Here is an 18,168-nt window from a genome sequence, read left to right on the forward strand (position 1 = left end):
GTTCAGTCCCGCGTGCTGGGGCTCCAGAACGCCTGGCGCACCCCGGGCTTGGCCGCCAGCTGCTGCACCATCGCATCGAGCTCCTCTCCCTCCACCGACTGGGCGGCCAAGGTCGCTTCAATAACCACCTCGGCATCGCCAAACGGCTGGATGTCGATATCGCCGGGCGGGTAGCCGCCACGCTCCAGCACATCCTGCAGCATCGCCAGCGCCAGCCGCTGGTGCAGGCGCTCGGCCACGACAAACACGGCATTGGTCATTTCGGTGGAAGCCACATCCAGCGGCTTGCGGTTGATGGCATTGACGAGCGGGCGCAGCAAGGTATTGGCCGCCAGCACCAGCACGGTGCCCAGGGCCGCCTGCACGATCAGGTCAGCCCCCGCTGCGGCGCCCACGGCGGCAGAGCCCCACAGGGTGGCGGCGGTGTTCAGGCCACGCACATTGCCTTCCTCGCGCATGATGACGCCAGCGCCCAGAAAGCCGATCCCCGAGACCACATAGGCCATCACGCGCACGGCCCCGTCAGGGCCTGCAATGGTGTTGGCACTGTCGACAAAGATGGCCGCGCCCACGGCCACCAGCACATTGGTGCGCAAGCCGGCGGTGCGCTGGCGGTATTGGCGCTCCAGGCCGATGACGGCGCCCAGAACAAAGGCGGTCACCAGGCTGATGGCCGTGTTGATCAGTGAGTTCAGTTGTGTGTAGTTCAGCGCTTCGAGCATGCCGCCCTCCTTGGCAAACGGTTATTCTTCATGGCGCTTATTGCCAGCCGTAGCGACGGATGTACCACTTTTTCATGACCTGCGTAAGACCCATATAGGCCAGCAAGACCGCCACAAGGAATACAAAGTACGTGCCGGGCAACGGCACCAGCTTGAAATAAGGTGCCAACGCGCCCATAGGCAGGTAAATGCCGATGGCCACGACCACCAGGGTCATCAGGGCCACCGGCCAGGCAGCGCGGCTCTGGAGGAACGGAATGCGCATCGTGCGGATCATGTGCACGATCAGCGACTGGGTGAGCAGGCCCACAACAAACCAGCCGGACTGGAACAGCGCCTGGCGCTCCGGCGTGTTGGCGCCAAACACCTTCCACATCACGACAAAGGTGGTGATGTCGAAGACCGAGCTGATGGGGCCGAAGAACAGCATGAAGCGGCCCACATCGGCAGGGTTCCAGCGCTGGGGCTGGGTCAGCAGTTCGGGGTCCACATGGTCAAACGGAATCGCCGACTGCGAGAAGTCATACACCAGGTTCTGCACCAGCAGCTGCATCGGCAGCATGGGCAGAAAGGGGATGAAGGCACTGGCAATCAACACCGAGAACACATTGCCGAAGTTCGAACTCGCCGTCATCTTGATGTACTTGAGCATGTTGGCAAAGGTGCGGCGCCCTTCCTGCACGCCCTGGTCCAGCACCATCAGGCTCTTGTCCAGCAAGATGATGTCGGCCGCTTCCTTGGCCACATCGACGGCCGTGTCCACCGAGATGCCGATATCGGCCGTGCGCAGCGCTGCCGCATCGTTGATGCCGTCGCCCATGAAGCCCACCACATGGCCATTGGCCTTGAGCATGCGCACGATGCGCTCCTTGTGCGCAGGGCTCAGCTTGGCAAAGATGTTGCCTTCCTCGACCACCTGGGCCAGGCGCTGGTCGTCCATCTGCTCGATATCGCCACCCAGCACGATATGCTGCTCGGTGATGCCCACCTGCTGGCAGACTTTGGCGGTGACGGCGGCATTGTCGCCGGTCAGCACCTTGGTCTTTACGCCATGGCGAGCAAGCGCCTGCAGCGCGGGTGCGGCACTTTCCTTGGGTGGGTCGACAAAGGCCAGAAAGCCGCAGAGCACCATGCCGGCCTCATCGGCCACCCCGAAGTTGCTCTGGCCAGGCTCGGTATCCCGAGTCGCCACCGCCACCACGCGCAGCCCCTGGGCGTTGAGTGCCTCGGCCGTCGCCACGATGCGCTGGCGCAAGCCCACGTCGAGCGCCAGCACACCACCGGCGGCCTGCACCGTGCTGCTCACCTGCAGGATTTCCTCGACCGCGCCCTTGGTGATGATCTTGCCGGCGCCAGCAGCGTCACTCACCACCACCGACATGCGCCGGCGCACAAAGTCAAACGGCACTTCATCGACCTTGGTATGGCTGTCGACCAGCGGCGCGCGCTCGCCATGGGCCAGCACGGCCACATCGAGCAGGCTCTTGAGACCCGTCTGGTAGTAGCTGTTCAGGTAGGCCATGTCCAGCACATGCTGCGATACATCGCCCCAGGCATCGAGGTGGCGCTCGACCGAGATCCGGTCCTCGGTCAGGGTGCCCGTCTTGTCGGTGCACAGCACATCCATCGCGCCAAAGTTCTGGATGGCATCCAGGTGCTTGACGATCACTTGCTTGCGCGACAGGAACACCGCCCCCTTGGCCAGCGTGGCGGTCACGATCATCGGCAGCATCTCGGGGGTCAGGCCCACGGCCACCGACAGCGCAAACAGCAGCGCCTCGGTCCAGTCGCCCTTGGTCAGGCCATTGATCAGCAGCACCAGCGGCACCATCACCAGCATGAACCGGATCAGCACCCAGCTGACCTTGTTGACCCCCATCTGGAACGCGGTGGGGCCACGCTCCATGGCCGAGACCTTGCCGGCCAGCGCGCCGAGGTAGCTCTGGTTGCCGGTGCTCAGCACCACCGCCAGACCCGCACCCGAAACCACGTTGGTGCCCATGAACACCAGGTTGCGCAATTCCACCGGGTTGGATTGGGCGCCATCGGGCTCCTGGGCAAATTTCTCCACCGGCATGGATTCACCGGTCATCGCCGATTGCGCCAAAAACAAGTCCTTGGCGGCCAGCAGGCGGCAGTCGGCCGGCACCATATCGCCGGCCGCCAGCTGGATGATGTCGCCTGGCACCAGCTCGCGCACCGGCAGCTCGCGCACGGCCTGCAGCGCAGACAGGCGCGATGGCAGCGCATCCAGCGCTTGCCCCTGCTCATCCTGAGCGCTGCGGCGCAGCACAGCTGCGGTGTTCGATACCAGGGCCTGCAGGCCAGCCGCAGCCTGGTTGGCGCGGCCTTCCTGCCAAAAGCGCAGGCCGGTCGCCAGCGCCACCATGCTGCCAATCACCACCGTGGCCTTGGTGTCGCCCGTCAGCCACGACACGGCGGCCAGCACCGTCAGCAGCAGGTTGAAAGGCGTGCGAAAGCACAGCCACAGGTGCTCGGCACGAGACATGGGCCGGTCCTGCGAGATGGTGTTCCATCCGGCCTGTGCACGCGCCTCCTGCACCTGTGCGTCGTCCAGGCCCTGGCGGCTGGTGTTCAGGCTTTGCAGCAATGCTTGTTCCGGCGCATGGGCGGCGTCGCGCAGCCGCTCGCCCATGGCCGTGGAAATGCTGGCATCCACCGGCGTGCTGGCCCATTGCTCAAACATCGGCAAGCGGCGGAAATGCACGCCCCAGTGGCGCGAGCGCAGAAAGTTAACGAATCCATTTTTCAGCAGGTTCAACATGACCCATCTCCCCGCCATGGGCACGGCCCGCCGCGCCGCATGGCATCTTCAATCCATACAGGCGTGCCCATGCGCGCCGCTGCCAGGCGGCCGCAAAGATGCACCTCAAACACAAGAGAGGTCAGCGACTGAAAGGGTCCAATGCCGCCGAAGCCGAGCAGGACTGCACGGCACCTTTGCCCATGGGGGCGCGGCGGCGCAGCATGGTCGCGAGCTGGCGCTGCATGCAGCGGGGCGCGCCCAAGCCGCAGCATGGCGTGATGGCCCATGGCACAGCCCTGCGTCGCGGTGCGCGCAAAGAGGCCAGCGAAGACATACGCAGTGGCATGAAAGGCTCCCACACCCGGTGTAATGGCGCGCAGCAAAGGCGCTCGCCACTGGGCAAGACTGGAAGATCAAAATGGGATGCAGTAGGGGCGCAGGTCTGTATGACAGAAACTACGGCACCTCACAGCTGCCCGCCTGGTTCGGCAAGGCAGCGCGCAAAGCTGGGGCGTTTGCGATTACCTTGCCTGTGGTCGGTTGGCCGCTGGCCAACAACTCGGTAAGTCCACAGGGTTACTCCTGATAAAAAAGCTGGCCGGATTGTAGATCAAGGCCCTCAAAACCACCAGTGGTTTCGAAGGCACAACGCGCTCTTTACCTGCGCTTTTCAGAAAGCTCAGTCCAGCACCAGCCGGCGCTGCTGCACCAGCTGCTCGATCTGGGCGCGGGTATCGCTGATCAGCGCTGCAAACTGCTGCGGGCTGCCGCCCATCGGCACCACACCGAGCTGCTCCAGACGCGCCTGCACCGCAGGTTGCTGCAGCGCTTGGCGGGCTGCGTGGTGGAGGGTGTCGATGACCGCTGGCGGCGTGCCGGCCGGCGCCACCAGCCCAAACCAGGTGATGGCCAGGCGGTTGAGCGCCGGGTAGCCCGCCTCTGCCAACGTAGGCACCTGCGGCAGCGCTGGCAGCCGCTGGGGCGCGGCCACCGCAAAGGGCACCAGGCGCCCCGACTGCACCAGGCTGCTGGACGACGGGTACTGGTCACTCAGCACCTGGGTCTCGCCCGACAGCGCACTGTTGACCACCGGGCCCTGGCCTTTGTACGGAATATGGCGCAGGCGCACGCCCAGCGCTTCGTTCATCGCCTCGGCAATCAGGTGGCCGATGGAGCCCACGCCGGCCGATCCGATCGTGTAGTGGTCGGGCTGGGCGCGCAAGATGGCGACCAGGCTCTGCAGATCGGCTGCCCCCAGGCTGGGGTGGGTGGAGAATACCGATGGAATCTGCGCCAACGCGATGACCGGTGCCAGCGCTTCGGGCGGGTTGCCGCGCAGCGATTTCAGCATCACCGCATTGACGGCCAAGGTGCTGATCGTTCCCACGCCGATGGTGTAGCCATCGGGCCGCGCACGGGCCACCGCCTCGGCCCCGATGAGACCTGCGGCGCCAGCCTTGTTCTCCACCACCACCGGCTGGCCCAGCGGCTCGCGCATGGCATCGGCAACCAGGCGGGCCACGATATCGGTCGAGCCCCCCGGTGCAAAGGGCACCACCAGCTTGATGGACTGGCTGGGGTAGGCGCGCCGCTCTTGTGCTTGCGCGTGTGCATGTCCGGCCCATGCCAGGCCCAGGCAGACCAATGCAGGCAGCAGCGCCAGCGGGCGCAGGAGGGGAAAGCGGGAGATCATGGCAGGCGGGCACTGAAAACCAGAGACGGGAATTATCCTCCCGAGCGGGAAACTGGCACTAGGCAGCGCAGCTGGCCTGTACGTCCTGGCCCTCTTGCTGCAGACCCTGGCTCTGGGCATAGTCCATGCCCCAGTCGCGCATGGCCGTCAGCACCGGCTGCAGGCTGCGGCCCAGGTCGGTCAATGCATAGTCCACGCGCGGGGGGACCTCGGCATAGACCGTGCGCGCAACAATGCCGGCCTCTTCGAGCTCGCGCAGCTGCAAGGTCAGCATGCGCTGGGTGACGTTCGGAATGGCGCGCGCCAACGCACTGAAACGCTTGGTGCCATGGAGCAAATGGAAAAGCACAATGGGCTTCCAGGTGCCGCCCATGACGGACAAGGTGACCTCCACTGCGCAGCCGCTTTTGCTGTTCAAACGCTTCATACCCCTTGCTCCCCGGAAAACGACAAACGCCCCATCCTAGTGCCAAGCCAATATCCATGCATTGCTTACATTTTTAATACTAGACCACAAATATGTCGGTTCTAGCGTTCCACACCCAGCGCTTGCATGATGGCCGGGTGGCTGCAGCCTGCAGCCTCTGTGATGCCAACCAAGGAAAGACATACGCCATGAAAGCCATTCAACTTGCCGCTCCCGGTGGCCTGGACCGCCTGCAACTGGTGGACTTGCCAGCGCCCGCAGCACCAGGCGCCGGAGAGATCCAGGTGCGCCTGCATGCCAGCTCGCTCAACTACCACGACCTGGCCATTGCTGCCGGGCGCTCGGCCACGGCCGATGGCCGCATCCCGATGGCCGATGGCGCCGGCCTGGTGACGGCGGTGGGGGAAGGCGTGACCGAATACGCCGTGGGTGACGCCGTGGTTTCCTGCTTTTTCCCGCTGTGGCTATCGGGCAAGCAAGTGCCCTCGACCTTCACCACCGTGCCCGGCGACGGCATCGATGGTTTTGCGCGCGAGCAAGTCACGATGGCCGCCACGGCCTTTACCCATGCGCCCAAGGGCTATACGCATGAAGAAGCTGCCACTTTGACCACGGCGGGCCTGACCGCCTGGCGCGCCCTGGTCGTCGATGGCCGCATCGAAGCGGGGCAAACCGTGCTGGTGCTGGGCACCGGCGGCGTCTCCATCTTTGCGTTGCAGCTGGCCCATGCGATGGGCGCCAAGGTGATTGCGACGACCTCCAGCGCTGCCAAGGCCGAGCGCCTGCGCGCCCTGGGTGCCGACACGGTGATCAACTACCGCGACCAGCCCGAATGGGGCGATGCCGTGCTGCAAGCCACCGGCGGCCGTGGTGCCGACATCGTCGTGGAAGTCGGCGGCCCCGGCACCCTGCCGCAGTCCATCCGCGCCTGTGCGCCTGGGGGCCATATCTCCCTGATCGGTGTGCTGACCGGCTTTGCCGGCGATGTACCGACGGTGGAGCTGATGCGCAAGCAGCAAACGCTCAAGGGCCTGATCGTTGGCAGCCGCGAGCAGCAGCAAGACCTGGTGCGCGCGCTCGACCAGCTGCCACTGCGTCCGGTGATCGACAGCAGCTACCCGCTGGAGAAAATCGCCGATGCCTTTGCGCACCAGATCAGCGCGCAGCACTTTGGCAAGATCTGCCTGAGCTGGTAAGTGGCCATGGCAGGGCAAACGCTCTGCCGTCTGCGCTACCGCGATGAAAAAACCGCCCCGGGCTTACGCCTGGGGCGGTTGTGCATTGGGCGAGAGACGGTCAGTCCAGCAGCGAGATATCGCGCACCGCACCCTTGTCGGCCGAGGTCACCAGCTTGGCATAGGCCTTCAGCGCGGTGGACACCTTGCGCGGACGGGGCTTGGCAGGCTTCCAGCCCAGCGCATTCTGTGCTTCGCGGCGCTTGGCAAATTCCTCGTCGCTGACCAGCGCATTGATGGTGCGGTTGGGGATGTCGATCAGGATGCGGTCGCCGTTCTGCACCAGGCCAATTGCGCCGCCAGCGGCCGCCTCTGGCGAGCAGTGGCCGATGGACAGGCCCGAGGTACCGCCCGAGAAGCGGCCATCGGTCAGCAGTGCGCAGGACTTGCCCAGGCCCTTGGACTTGATGTAGCTGGTCGGGTAGAGCATTTCCTGCATGCCGGGGCCGCCCTTGGGGCCTTCATAACGCACGATCACGACATCACCGGCCTTGACCTTGTCGCTCAGGATGTTTTCCACGGCCTCGTCCTGCGACTCCACCACATGGGCCGAGCCTTCGAACACCAGGATCGAGTCATCGACACCGGCGGTCTTGACCACGCAGCCGTCCAGCGCGATGTTGCCGCGCAGCACCGCCAGCCCCCCTTCTTTGGAGAAGGCATGGTCGTACGAGCGGATGCAGCCTTCGGCGCGGTCCAGGTCCAGGCTAGGCCAGCGCGTGCTTTGGCTGAAGGCCACCTGGGTCGGGATGCCGGCAGGGCCTGCCATGTAGAAGGTGCGCACCGCCTCGTCCTGCGTGCGCACGATGTCCCACTGGTCCAGCGCGTCCTTCATGGTCTTGGCATGCACGGTGGGCACATCGGTGTGCAGCTTGCCGGCACGGTCCAGCTCACCGAGGATGGCCATGATGCCGCCTGCGCGGTGCACATCTTCGATGTGGTACTTGTTGGTATTGGGGGCCACCTTGCACAGCTGGGGCACGGTGCGCGACATGCGGTCGATGTCGGTCATCGTGAAATCGATGTCCGCCTCTTGCGCGATCGCCAGCAAGTGCAGGATGGTGTTGGTCGATCCGCCCATCGCGATGTCCAGGGTCATCGCGTTCTCGAAGGCCTTGAGGCCGACGGCGCGTGGCAGCAGCGTGGCTTCGTCCTGCTCGTAGTAGCGCTTGGCCAGCTCCACGATCAGGCGGCCTGCGCGCTTGAACAGCTGCTCGCGGTCCGAATGGGTGGCCACCACGGTGCCATTGCCTGGCAGGGCCAGGCCCAGCGCCTCGGCCAGGCAGTTCATCGAGTTGGCGGTGAACATACCCGAGCAGGAGCCACAGGTCGGGCAGGCCGAGCGCTCGACTTCGGCCACATCGGCATCGCTGACATTGCTGTCCGCGGCCATCACCATCGCATCGACCAGGTCGAGCTTCTTGATCTGGATCGTCTTGCTGCCATCAGCGGCAGGCACGGCCAAGCGCACCTTGCCCGCTTCCATCGGGCCGCCCGAGACAAACACCACGGGGATGTTGAGGCGCATCGCGGCCATCAGCATGCCGGGGGTGATCTTGTCGCAGTTGGAGATGCAGACCATGGCATCGGCGCAGTGCGCGTTGACCATGTATTCCACCGAATCGGCAATCACTTCCCGGCTGGGCAGCGAGTACAGCATGCCGTCGTGGCCCATCGCAATGCCGTCGTCGACCGCAATGGTGTTGAACTCCTTGGCAACACCGCCTGCAGCCTCGATCTCGCGGGCGACGAGCTGGCCCAGGTCCTTCAGGTGCACATGGCCTGGAACGAACTGGGTAAAGGAGTTCACCACCGCAATGATGGGCTTGGAGAAATCGTCGTCTTTCATGCCGGTGGCGCGCCACAAGGAGCGGGCACCAGCCATGTTGCGACCGGCGGTTGAGGTTTTGGAACGGTATGCGGGCATCGTGGTGTACGAATCAGTAAACAATAAGAATGCGGCCTGTCTTGCATAGTGCGGGCCTGGATATACGCCAGGGCCAGCGGGCAAGTTGGCGAGAACCTCTTGAGTGCACGCCGATGTGAGCGCTGATTATGGCGCAGCTGGGCAAATGACGGAGACACTCGGGTTCCAGCCAGCGACAGCGGTAGGGACAGCAGAAAGGCGGAAAAAAACCGCCTGCCGGCGGTTTCTGCGCTGCAGCGGCTGCGTCAGCGGCGCCGGCGGGCGGTCTGGCCCAGCGCGTCCCTGGATTTTTGCAGTCGGCGCTCCTTTTTCAGCCCTTCCTTTTCCATCGCCTTGCGCTTGGTGTAGCCTGACCAGTCGGCCCAGGCCCACCACAGCGCTGCCAGGCCAAACGGCGCCAGCACGGTGACCCAGGACCAGGCCGCGACCGGGCCGATTTCCAGGTACTTCAACAACAGCAGAATGATCCCCAGGATCAGAAAATACATGGTTTCTCCCTCTTGTTGCTCGCTGGGCCGCTTGGGTATCGGGCTCGTAAAGTGTTCTGACTTGCGGAACATCCTGGCGTTGGCGCAGTCCTAAGCAGCGAGCCATTAGAATTAATGTACCTCATGCGCTAAGGAGAAGACACGATGAACCGTATTCTGATTGCCACGGCACTGGCCTTTTCGGCCAGCGCACCTGCGTGGGCTGATCAGGCATTGGCCCAATCCAAGAACTGCATGGCTTGCCATTCGGTCGACAAGAAAGTGGTGGGCCCCGCATTCAAAGACATTGGCGCCAAGTTTGCAGGCCAGCCCGGTGCATCCAACATGCTGGCCCAGAAGATCATCAAGGGCAGTGCAGGCGTCTGGGGCCCTGTGCCCATGCCCGCCAACACCCAGGTCAGTGAAGCCGACGCCAAGAAATTGGCCGACTGGGTACTGACGCTCAAGTAAACAACCCATCGCATGCAGGTTGGGCGCTACCGGCCCAAGCAAAAAAACCACCTTGCAAGGTGGTTTTTTTGTGGCGTGCGGCAGCGGTTTAGAAGCTGTTGCGTGGCGGCTCGACCTGGCGCATGCGGTCCTCGATCTGGCCCAGGTAGGCGGCGTTGCTGTTGTCCGACTCCTGGGCGCGGGCCACCAGGTGCGACTCCAGCTCTGCCAACCGCGCCATCAGTGCGGACTGCCCGGCCACATGCTGGCTCTCCAGCACCTGGCGCAGTTCGGTAAAGCGGGAGGCCTCGGCCTTGTCGGCCAGCTCCCGCTGGGCCGTCATCTCCTTGTTGTGGCGGCGTGCCTCCAGCATGACGGAGCCCTGCAGGGACAGCACATAGGCGATGAAGATCACGCAAAGCAGGACGGTGAGCGCCAACATCAACACACCCAGCGGTGCATGGATGGTGGTCAGGCCCAGGTTGACTTCCGACGGGGTGGACAGCACCTCCCAGTTGAGGGCTGCCAGACCGCCGATGAGCACGGCGATGATGAGAAGAAGAATGCTGCGCATAGTGGAATTTGATGGCATGGATAGAACGCATAGACCATAGCACGGTCCATGCGCCATGGCTTGTCAGCCAATGCTGGCACTTTCTCACCGGTTTTTCAGCTTTAACAACAACTTGGCGTGCTGGCATGCGCCAGCGCGCCATTTGTTGACATTTGCCGATCAGTGCGTATCGGACAGCTGGTCGAGGATCGCCGGGTTCTCCAGGGTGGAGGTGTCCTGCGTGATCGCCTCGCCCTTCGCGATCGAGCGCAGCAGGCGGCGCATGATCTTGCCCGAACGGGTCTTGGGCAGGTTGTCGCCAAACCGGATGTCCTTGGGCTTGGCGATCGGGCCGATCTCCTTGGCCACCCAGTCGCGCAGCTCCTTGGCAATCTGCTTGGCTTCGTCGCCGGTGGGACGCGAGCGCTTGAGCACGACAAAGGCGCAGATCGCCTCGCCGGTCATGTCGTCGGGCCGGCCTACCACGGCGGCCTCGGCCACGAGGTCGGTCTTGGCGACCAGTGCCGATTCGATTTCCATCGTGCCCATGCGGTGGCCCGAAACGTTCAGCACATCGTCAATGCGGCCGGTGATGCGGAAATAGCCGGTCTTGGCATCGCGCACCGCGCCGTCACCGGCCAGGTAGATGCTGCCGCCCATTTCTTCGGGGAAATAGGCTTTCTTGAAGCGCTCGGGGTCGTTCCAGATCGTGCGGATCATCGACGGCCAGGGCTTGCTGATCACGAGAATACCGCCGGTGCCGTTGGGCAGTTCCTTGCCGGTCTCATCCACGATCTGGGCCATGATGCCCGGCAGCGGCAGGGTGCAGGAGCCAGGCACCAGCGGCGTGGCGCCAGGCAGCGGCGTGATCACATGGCCACCGTTCTCCGTTTGCCAGAAGGTATCGACAATCGGGCAGCGCTCGCCGCCGATGTTCCGGTAGTACCACATCCAGGCTTCGGGGTTGATCGGCTCGCCCACCGAACCCAGAATGCGCAAACTGCCCAGATTCCAGTTGCGTGGGTGCACCTTGTCGTCCGAATCTGCTGCCTTGATCAGCGAGCGGATGGCTGTAGGCGCGGTGTAGAAGATGGAGACGCCATGGCGCTCGATCATCTGCCAGAAGCGGCCAGCATTGGGGAAGGTGGGCACGCCTTCGAACACCACCTGGGTCGCGCCAGCGGCCAGCGGGCCGTAGGCAATATAGGTGTGGCCGGTGATCCAGCCGATATCGGCCGTGCACCAGAACACGTCGCTGGGCTGCAGGTCGAAGGTCCACTCCATCGTCATCTTGGCCCAGAGGATGTAGCCGCCGCTGGCATGCTGCACGCCCTTGGGTTTTCCGGTGGAGCCGCTGGTGTACAGAATGAACAGCGGGTGCTCGGCATGCACCGGCACCGGCGCGCATTCCTTGCTCTGGCCGGCCAGCGCCTCGCCAAAGCTCACATCCCGGCCTTCGACCTTGTTCCAGGCCGTGGCGGTGCGCTCAAACACCAGCACTTTCCTGACGGTATCGCAGCCACCCATGGCCAGCGCATCGTCGACAATCGCCTTCAGCGGCAGCTCCTTGCCGCCGCGCATCTGGTAGTTGGCCGTAATGATCAGCACTGCACCGGCATCAATGACGCGCTCATTGACCGCCTTGGCCGAGAAACCGCCGAACACCACCGAATGGGTGGCACCAATGCGCGCGCAGGCCTGCATCGCCACAATGCCCTCGACGGTCATCGGCATGTAGATCAGTACCCGGTCGCCCTTTTGCACGCCCTGGGCCTTGAGCGCATTGGCAAAGGTGCTGACCTTGTCCAGCAGTTCGCGGTAGGTGATCTTGGTCACCTGGCCATCGTCGGCTTCAAAGATGATGGCCGTCTTGTTCTCCACCGGCGTGCCGATGTGCTTGTCCAGGCAGTTGGCGCTGACGTTCAGCTCGCCATCCTGGAACCACTTGAAGAATGGCGGCGTGCTCTGGTCCAGCACTTCGGTGAAAGGCCGGGTCCACTGCACATGCGCGCGGGCGCGTTGGGCCCAGAAGCCTTCGAAGTCGGCCTCGGCCTCGGCGCACAGCGCCTGGTAGGCCTCCATGCTGCCGACGCGGGCCGTGGCAGACAGGCTGGCAGGTGGGGGGAAAACACGGTTCTCGACCAGAACGGATTCAATCGTTCCTTGGGCTGGGGCTGTCATGGGTGGGTCTCCTTTGCAAACATTGTAGGTATGAAAATCGTTGCTACTGTGGACCGGCGCACTTACATACGTCTGACAGCAGCCTGCGCGGCCGGCGTCGTCGCAGAGCAATTCATAGTCAAAATCAATCAACCTATCGAAGCGACGAATTTTGGCAATCGCGCTGCGCAAGACCCAGGCGGCTCGCTACAATCCGCGTCGCTCTTTTGGCTGCATCCGCGCCATCGGTGAGCCAGCACGCAGGTAGACAGGCTGGTATCCGTTTCACCGATGGAAGATCCAACAACGCATTCCAACGCACCGCAGTCCAGCAGCACCATCTCCACTTCCTCCTCCATCATGTCTCTGCCTCAAAATGCTCCTTTGCGCCCCTTGCCGGCGCTGATTTTTGCCAGCCGCTGGCTGCAGCTGCCGCTTTACCTGGGACTGATCGTTGCCCAGCTGGTGTATGTCTGGCATTTCCTGGTCGAGCTGCTGCACCTGGTTGAAGCTGCCTTTGGCAGCGATACCGCGCTGCGCATCCTCGTCACCTCGGTGGGCTATTCGCCCGATGTCCAGATCACCGCCCTCAACGAGACCATCATCATGCTGGTGGTGCTCGGCCTCATCGATGTGGTGATGATCTCCAACCTGCTGATCATGGTGATCGTCGGCGGCTACGAGACCTTTGTCAGCCGCATGCACCTCAACCGCCATCCGGACCAGCCCGAATGGCTGGGCCATGTGAATGCCTCGGTGCTCAAGGTCAAGCTGGGCCTGTCCATCATCGGCATCAGCTCCATTCACCTGCTCAAAACCTTTATCAATGCGCCCAATTACAGCGAGAAGGTGCTGATGTGGCAGACCATCATCCACGTGGTGTTCCTGCTGTCCGCCCTGGCCATTGCCTGGACCGACCGCATCCTGCATCCTGCTGGCCCATCGCACAAGGACAACCACTGATCCAGCCGCCGCTGCGCCCGATCCAGCCCCGCCCCAGTGCGGGGCTTTTTCATGGGCCAGAGGGCGCCCGGCATTGGCGAAAAAATCCTACACAGCAGGCGGTTTTTTTCGAATAAAAGTCGCCATTCTTCAGCAAAAGACAGCAACCTTGCTACAAGGAACGTGATCAGGGCGCAATTGCAAAAATGGGGGATGGTTGAGCGAAATCCGGGCATGAAATTGAAACTAAATGTGTTTTCAGCCTGCTGCGTTCGACCCGCCCGGATCTGACCATATTTGGTTTTTTGACGCTATGAAAAAAGTAGCAACCAAGAAATCGGAGGCTGCCCATTGCCGGTAGAAAACGCTAGATTCGCCCGGATGAAACCTGCTTTTTTTGACTTCTATATTTCCAATACGTATACTTAAGGGATGTTTTACAACCTGCAACGCAGGTAATCCGTGCCTTTCTGACAGGCGCGGATCGTCTCCGTCGGGTCTTTGGCGCCATGCCAGAGTCCGTCAACAGGCCGGCATCTACCCGGCCCTGATGCCCCGGCGCGGTGGCCTTTTTACAGTGTCCGCCGCGCTCGCGTGATTGAAACGATCGGGTTTCAATGCGCACGAGAGACCCTGTACCTGGCTCGACCCTGGAGCCCTTCGCTGCTGGCATGCATGCCCGGTACAGGCAGAAATTGTTGGTCACATTGTGTGTCCTGCCCACGAGGGCTTGCCATGGCGGTCGCTTTGACCGCCAGGCGCAGCTATCGGCATCAGGGTTGAGAGATGGACGGTCCCGTGCTGGACGACGCCCCTAGAGGGCGTCTTCAGCGTTGTAGCCACTACAACTTAGGGAGGAGCCAGCGATGGCCAAACAAATCCGTATCGAGCACGTCTTCAAGGTGTTCGGAGATTCCCCAAAAGCCGCACTGGAGCTGGTGCGCAAAGGCGCCACCAAGCAAGAAGTCATGGAGAAGACCGGCAACTCCATCGGCGTGTTTGACGCCAACTTCACCATTGAAGCCGGTGAGATCTTTGTCGTCATGGGCCTGTCGGGCTCGGGCAAATCCACCCTGGTGCGCATGCTCAACCGCCTGATCGAGCCCACCAGCGGCGCCATCGTCGTCGATGGCCAGGACATCAACCAGTTGTCGGACAGCAAGCTGCGCGCGCTGCGCCGCAAGGACATCTCGATGGTGTTCCAGTCCTTTGCGCTGATGCCCCACCTGACAGTGGTCGAGAACACCGCGTTTGGCCTGGAGCTGGCCGGTGTGGGCCGCGACGAGCGCCTGAGCGCCGCCGAGCAAGCGCTCGAGCAGGTAGGCCTGGCCGGCTGGGGCGCAAGCTACCCCGACGAGCTGTCTGGCGGCATGCAGCAGCGTGTGGGCCTGGCCCGTGCGCTGGCATCCGATCCTTCGATCCTGCTGATGGACGAGGCCTTCTCGGCACTCGACCCCATCATCCGCACCGAAATGCAGTCCGAGCTGATGCGCCTGCAGGAAATCAAGCGCCGCACCATCGTCTTCATCTCGCACGATCTGGACGAGGCCATGCGCATTGGTGACCGCATCGCCATCATGAAGGACGGCATGGTCCAGCAGGTCGGCACCCCCGATGACATTCTGCGCAACCCGGCCAACGAGTATGTGCGCGCCTTTATCCAGGGCGTGGATGCCGCAGCGGTGTTCAAGGCCGCCGATATCGCCCGGCGCGGGATCACCATCGTCAAGGAAAGCGACCAGCGCGGCGCCCGTGCCGCGATGCAGCTGCTGCAGGACGAGGACCGGGATTTTGCCTATATCGTCTCGCCCCGCAAACAGTACCTGGGCACGGTCTCGACCGAGTCCTTGCGCAATGCCTTGAAGGGCCATGTGGGCCCATTGGGTCTGCAGCATGCCTACCTGGACAAGGTCGAGCCGATTGCCGAAGACGCGCTGGTGGCCGATCTGTTTGGCCAGGTGGCACAGGCGCCCTGCCCGCTGCCGGTGCTGCGCGCCGATGGCCGCTTTGTCGGCGCGATCAGCAAGAACACGCTGCTGCGCTTCCTGGACCGCGACACGCCCCCCGTGCCGCCCACGGACCCCGCCGTGATCGCCATGCAGGCGGCCACCGAGGCCGCTGCCGCTGAAGCCGCCAATACCGACAACAACGACAACAGGAGTGCCGCATGAGTACCGACAACACGATGACCATCGCCCAGAACACTGCCGCAGCCGACCCTTGGGCCGATACCGCATCGGCCAGCTCGAGCGCGGCCACCGCCTGGACGGGCAGCGACGCCGCCAGCACCCCGGCACCCGCTGCCGTGAGCGATGACCCCTGGCAGGCGGTTGGCAATGTCTCGGGCAATACCGACTGGCTGGGCGGCCCTGACGCCGTGGGCCAAACCGCCGATGCCGCCCAGGCTGCCGCGCAGCATGCGCGAGTCGCACACGACAGCGGTTTTCATCTGAGCCAGCTCTGGGACGGCAGCCTGCCGGTTCAGGACTGGATCAACACCGGCCTGACCTGGGTCGTGGCCAATTTCCGCCCCTTCTTCCAGACCGTGCGCGCGCCGATTGACGGCACGCTCACGGGCGTGGAGCATTTTCTGACCGCCATCCCCATGCTCGCGATGGTGGCCATTCTGGCACTGATCGCTTGGCAATTTGCCGGTGGCGCCCTGGCCATTGGGGCCGTGGTGTCGCTGTTGGTCATCGGCATGCTGGGTATCTGGCACGAGGCCATGGTCACCCTGTCGCTGGTGCTGACCTCGCTGGCCTTCTGCATCATCATCGGCCTGCCGCTGGGCATTTTGCTGGCCAGCAGCGACCGTGCGCAGAAGTTCTTCCGCCCGGTGCTCGATGCCATGCAGACCACCCCGGCCTTCGTCTACCTGGTGCCGGTGGTGATGCTGTTCGGCATTGGCAATGTGCCTGGCGTGGTGGTGACCATTGTGTTTGCGCTGCCACCGCTGGTGCGCCTGACCAACCTGGGAATCCGCCAGGTGCGCCCTGACCTGATCGAAGCCAGCCGTGCCTATGGCGCCTCGCCGCTGCAACTGCTGTGGAAGGTGCAGCTGCCGCTGTCGATGCCCTCGATCATGGCCGGCATCAACCAGTCGCTGATGCTGTCGCTGTCGATGGTGGTGATTGCCTCGATGATCGCCGTGGGCGGTCTGGGCCAGATGGTGCTGCGCGGTATCGGCCGCCTGGACATGGGCCTGGCCACCGTCGGCGGCCTGGGCATTGTGCTGCTGGCCATTCTGCTGGACCGCATCACCCAGGCGATGGGCCAACCCCGCCGTGGCGTGCGCCACTGGTGGCAAACCGGCCCGGCCGGCATCATCGCCCGCGCCCTGCACAAGCCAGAAGCCAGCCCTGCACCCAAGCCCCTGCCTCAGCCAGCGGCCCAAAAGCAGGCGCAGACACAGCCCGGCCAGGACGCCGTGCCTGCCGCCTAAGCCCAGCCAGGGCAGCCGCCACCGCTGGCTGCCCTGCCCGCCCGCTTGGCCCCATTTGCACATTGATCGGCGGCGCGCACTGCGCCAGCGCCGAACCCCTAACAAGGAGCATCCATGACATTCACCACCCATTCCTGGCAGGCCTTCGCAGCCCCGACCCGCATGGTCAAAAGCCTGCTGGTCAAAAGCCTGCTGGCCACCAGCCTGCTGGCCGCTGGCCTGGCTGCCGCCGGCCATGCGATGGCCCAGGATCTGCCCGGCAAGGGCATCAAGGTCCAGCCACTGCAAAGCTCGATCGCCGAAGAAACCTTCCAGACGCTGCTGGTCAACAAGGCCATGGAAAAGCTCGGCTATGAGGTGCTGCCCATCCGCGAGGTGGAATACGCCACCGCCCACGTCGCCATCGGCAACGGCGACGCCACCTACATGGCCGACCACTGGGATCCGCTGCAGGCCGACTTCTACAAGAACGCTGGCGGCGCCGGCAAGCTCTACCGCGAGGGCGAGTACTCGACCAGTGCCGTGCAAGGCTATCTGATCGACAAGAAGACGGCCGACGAGCACAAGATCACCAATATCGAGCAGCTCAAGGACCCGAAGATCGCCAAGCTGTTTGACACCGACGGCGACGACAAGGCCGACCTGACTGGCTGTACCCCCGGCTGGGGCTGCGAAGGCGCGATCGAGCACCAGCTGACCGCCTACCAGCTGCGCGATACCGTCACCCATGTGCAAGGCACCTATGCCGCACTGATGGCCGACACCATCGCCCGCTACAAGTCCGGCAAGCCCATCCTGTACTACACCTGGACACCCTACTGGGTCAGCGCCGAGCTGCGCCCCGGCCGCGATGTCGTCTGGCTGCAGGTACCGTTTACCGCACTGCCGGGCAACCAGGCCGATCTGAAGACCGCGCTGCCCAACGGCAAGAACTACGGCTTCCCGCTCAACACCCAGAAGATCGTCGCCAACAAGCAATTTGCCGAAGCCAATCCTGCGGCTGCCAAGCTGTTTGCGATCATGAAACTGCCGGTCTCCGACATCAACGCCCAGAACCTGGCGATGAAGGAAGGCCAGAACAAGCCTGCCGACATCGAGCGCCATGCCGATGGCTGGATCAAGGCCCACCAGGCCGAATTTGACGGCTGGATCAAGACGGCGCTGGACGCCGCCAAGGCCCAGTAAGTCTGCAGCACCGATCGCCCGGCAGCTTCTGGCCGGGCCGGTGCCTCCCCCCGGGGCATGTCGCCATGCCCACCGGTGCAGCGCCAGCGCTGCCCAGCCTCCAAGCCCCCCGCAAGCTGCATCTGGACCACCCGCCACCACCGGCCGGGCCTGGCGCCGTCTTGCCCCAGGGCTGCCCATGTTCCCTCTCGGTGCGCG

Annotated in this window: 14 protein-coding genes; 6 read left to right on the top strand and 8 right to left on the bottom strand. The window is 63.7% G+C overall.

All coding sequences use genetic code 11. The features are described 5' to 3' along the window. Window positions 1-2: 2 nt before the first annotated feature. From ACCQ08_RS16885 to ACCQ08_RS16900, 4 genes are all read right to left on the bottom strand, one after another. Entirely contained in the window at window positions 3-722 is a 720-nt protein-coding gene (locus ACCQ08_RS16885) for an MgtC/SapB family protein (RefSeq protein ID WP_239809026.1), read from the bottom strand. Window positions 723-759: 37 nt separating this feature from the next. Beyond that, complete coding sequence (gene mgtA, locus ACCQ08_RS16890; RefSeq protein ID WP_373450453.1) at window positions 760-3,507, bottom strand: magnesium-translocating P-type ATPase; 2,748 nt, start codon at window positions 3,505-3,507, stop codon at window positions 760-762. A gap of 661 nt (window positions 3,508-4,168) precedes the next feature. Further along, on the bottom strand, window positions 4,169-5,182 hold the full coding sequence (locus ACCQ08_RS16895; RefSeq protein ID WP_373450454.1) for a Bug family tripartite tricarboxylate transporter substrate binding protein: 1,014 nt from the start codon (window positions 5,180-5,182) through the stop codon (window positions 4,169-4,171). Window positions 5,183-5,240: 58 nt separating this feature from the next. Further along, complete coding sequence (locus ACCQ08_RS16900; protein ID WP_239809029.1) at window positions 5,241-5,609, bottom strand: helix-turn-helix domain-containing protein; 369 nt, start codon at window positions 5,607-5,609, stop codon at window positions 5,241-5,243. Window positions 5,610-5,797: 188 nt separating this feature from the next. Here ACCQ08_RS16900 and ACCQ08_RS16905 point away from each other — a divergent pair, with 188 nt between their 5' ends. Next, the gene (locus tag ACCQ08_RS16905) at window positions 5,798-6,805 is read left to right on the top strand and encodes an NAD(P)-dependent alcohol dehydrogenase (RefSeq protein ID WP_373450455.1); all 1,008 of its coding nucleotides are present in this window, start codon (window positions 5,798-5,800) and stop codon (window positions 6,803-6,805) included. A 100-nt stretch (window positions 6,806-6,905) separates the two neighbouring features. Here the strand turns inward: ACCQ08_RS16905 and ilvD are convergent, their stop codons facing one another. Both ilvD and ACCQ08_RS16915 read right to left on the bottom strand, forming a co-directional pair. Then, a complete protein-coding gene (gene ilvD, locus ACCQ08_RS16910; protein ID WP_373450456.1) occupies window positions 6,906-8,771 on the bottom strand; it encodes a dihydroxy-acid dehydratase in 1,866 nt (621 codons plus the stop codon). Between the two features lie 245 nt (window positions 8,772-9,016). Then, on the bottom strand, window positions 9,017-9,259 hold the full coding sequence (locus ACCQ08_RS16915; RefSeq protein WP_239809032.1) for a TIGR04438 family Trp-rich protein: 243 nt from the start codon (window positions 9,257-9,259) through the stop codon (window positions 9,017-9,019). Between the two features lie 144 nt (window positions 9,260-9,403). Here ACCQ08_RS16915 and ACCQ08_RS16920 point away from each other — a divergent pair, with 144 nt between their 5' ends. Next, window positions 9,404-9,709, top strand: a complete 306-nt coding sequence (locus tag ACCQ08_RS16920; protein WP_373450457.1) for a c-type cytochrome — start codon at window positions 9,404-9,406, stop codon at window positions 9,707-9,709. Between the two features lie 88 nt (window positions 9,710-9,797). Here the strand turns inward: ACCQ08_RS16920 and ACCQ08_RS16925 are convergent, their stop codons facing one another. Both ACCQ08_RS16925 and acs read right to left on the bottom strand, forming a co-directional pair. Continuing rightward, window positions 9,798-10,280, bottom strand: coding sequence for a LapA family protein (locus ACCQ08_RS16925; protein WP_312835447.1), 483 nt, complete (start codon window positions 10,278-10,280; stop codon window positions 9,798-9,800). A gap of 141 nt (window positions 10,281-10,421) precedes the next feature. Then, window positions 10,422-12,422 carry an acetate--CoA ligase gene (gene acs, locus ACCQ08_RS16930; protein WP_373450458.1) on the bottom strand — a complete coding sequence of 667 codons (2,001 nt, stop codon included), beginning with the start codon at window positions 12,420-12,422 and terminating at the stop codon, window positions 10,422-10,424. 339 nt (window positions 12,423-12,761) lie between these two features. Between acs and ACCQ08_RS16935 the strand changes: the two genes are divergently transcribed. From ACCQ08_RS16935 to proX, 4 genes are all read left to right on the top strand, one after another. Next, the gene (locus ACCQ08_RS16935) at window positions 12,762-13,364 is read left to right on the top strand and encodes a TIGR00645 family protein (RefSeq protein WP_312413485.1); all 603 of its coding nucleotides are present in this window, start codon (window positions 12,762-12,764) and stop codon (window positions 13,362-13,364) included. 845 nt (window positions 13,365-14,209) lie between these two features. Then, window positions 14,210-15,514 (top strand): glycine betaine/L-proline ABC transporter ATP-binding protein ProV, encoded by a 1,305-nt coding sequence (gene proV / locus ACCQ08_RS16940; RefSeq protein ID WP_312413482.1) that lies wholly within the window; start codon window positions 14,210-14,212, stop codon window positions 15,512-15,514. Then, window positions 15,511-16,785 carry a glycine betaine/L-proline ABC transporter permease ProW gene (gene proW, locus ACCQ08_RS16945; protein ID WP_373450459.1) on the top strand — a complete coding sequence of 425 codons (1,275 nt, stop codon included), beginning with the start codon at window positions 15,511-15,513 and terminating at the stop codon, window positions 16,783-16,785. The genes proV and proW overlap by 4 nt, the downstream gene beginning before the upstream one ends. Before the next feature lie 162 nt (window positions 16,786-16,947). Next, window positions 16,948-17,970: a glycine betaine/L-proline ABC transporter substrate-binding protein ProX gene (gene proX / locus ACCQ08_RS16950; protein WP_373450507.1), complete on the top strand. Its 1,023-nt coding sequence runs from the start codon at window positions 16,948-16,950 to the stop codon at window positions 17,968-17,970. Window positions 17,971-18,168: the final 198 nt, after the last annotated feature.

The sequence above is a fragment of the Comamonas sp. SY3 genome (assembly GCF_041730275.1).
GTDB classification, from domain to species: Bacteria; Pseudomonadota; Gammaproteobacteria; order Burkholderiales; family Burkholderiaceae_C; genus Comamonas; species Comamonas sediminis.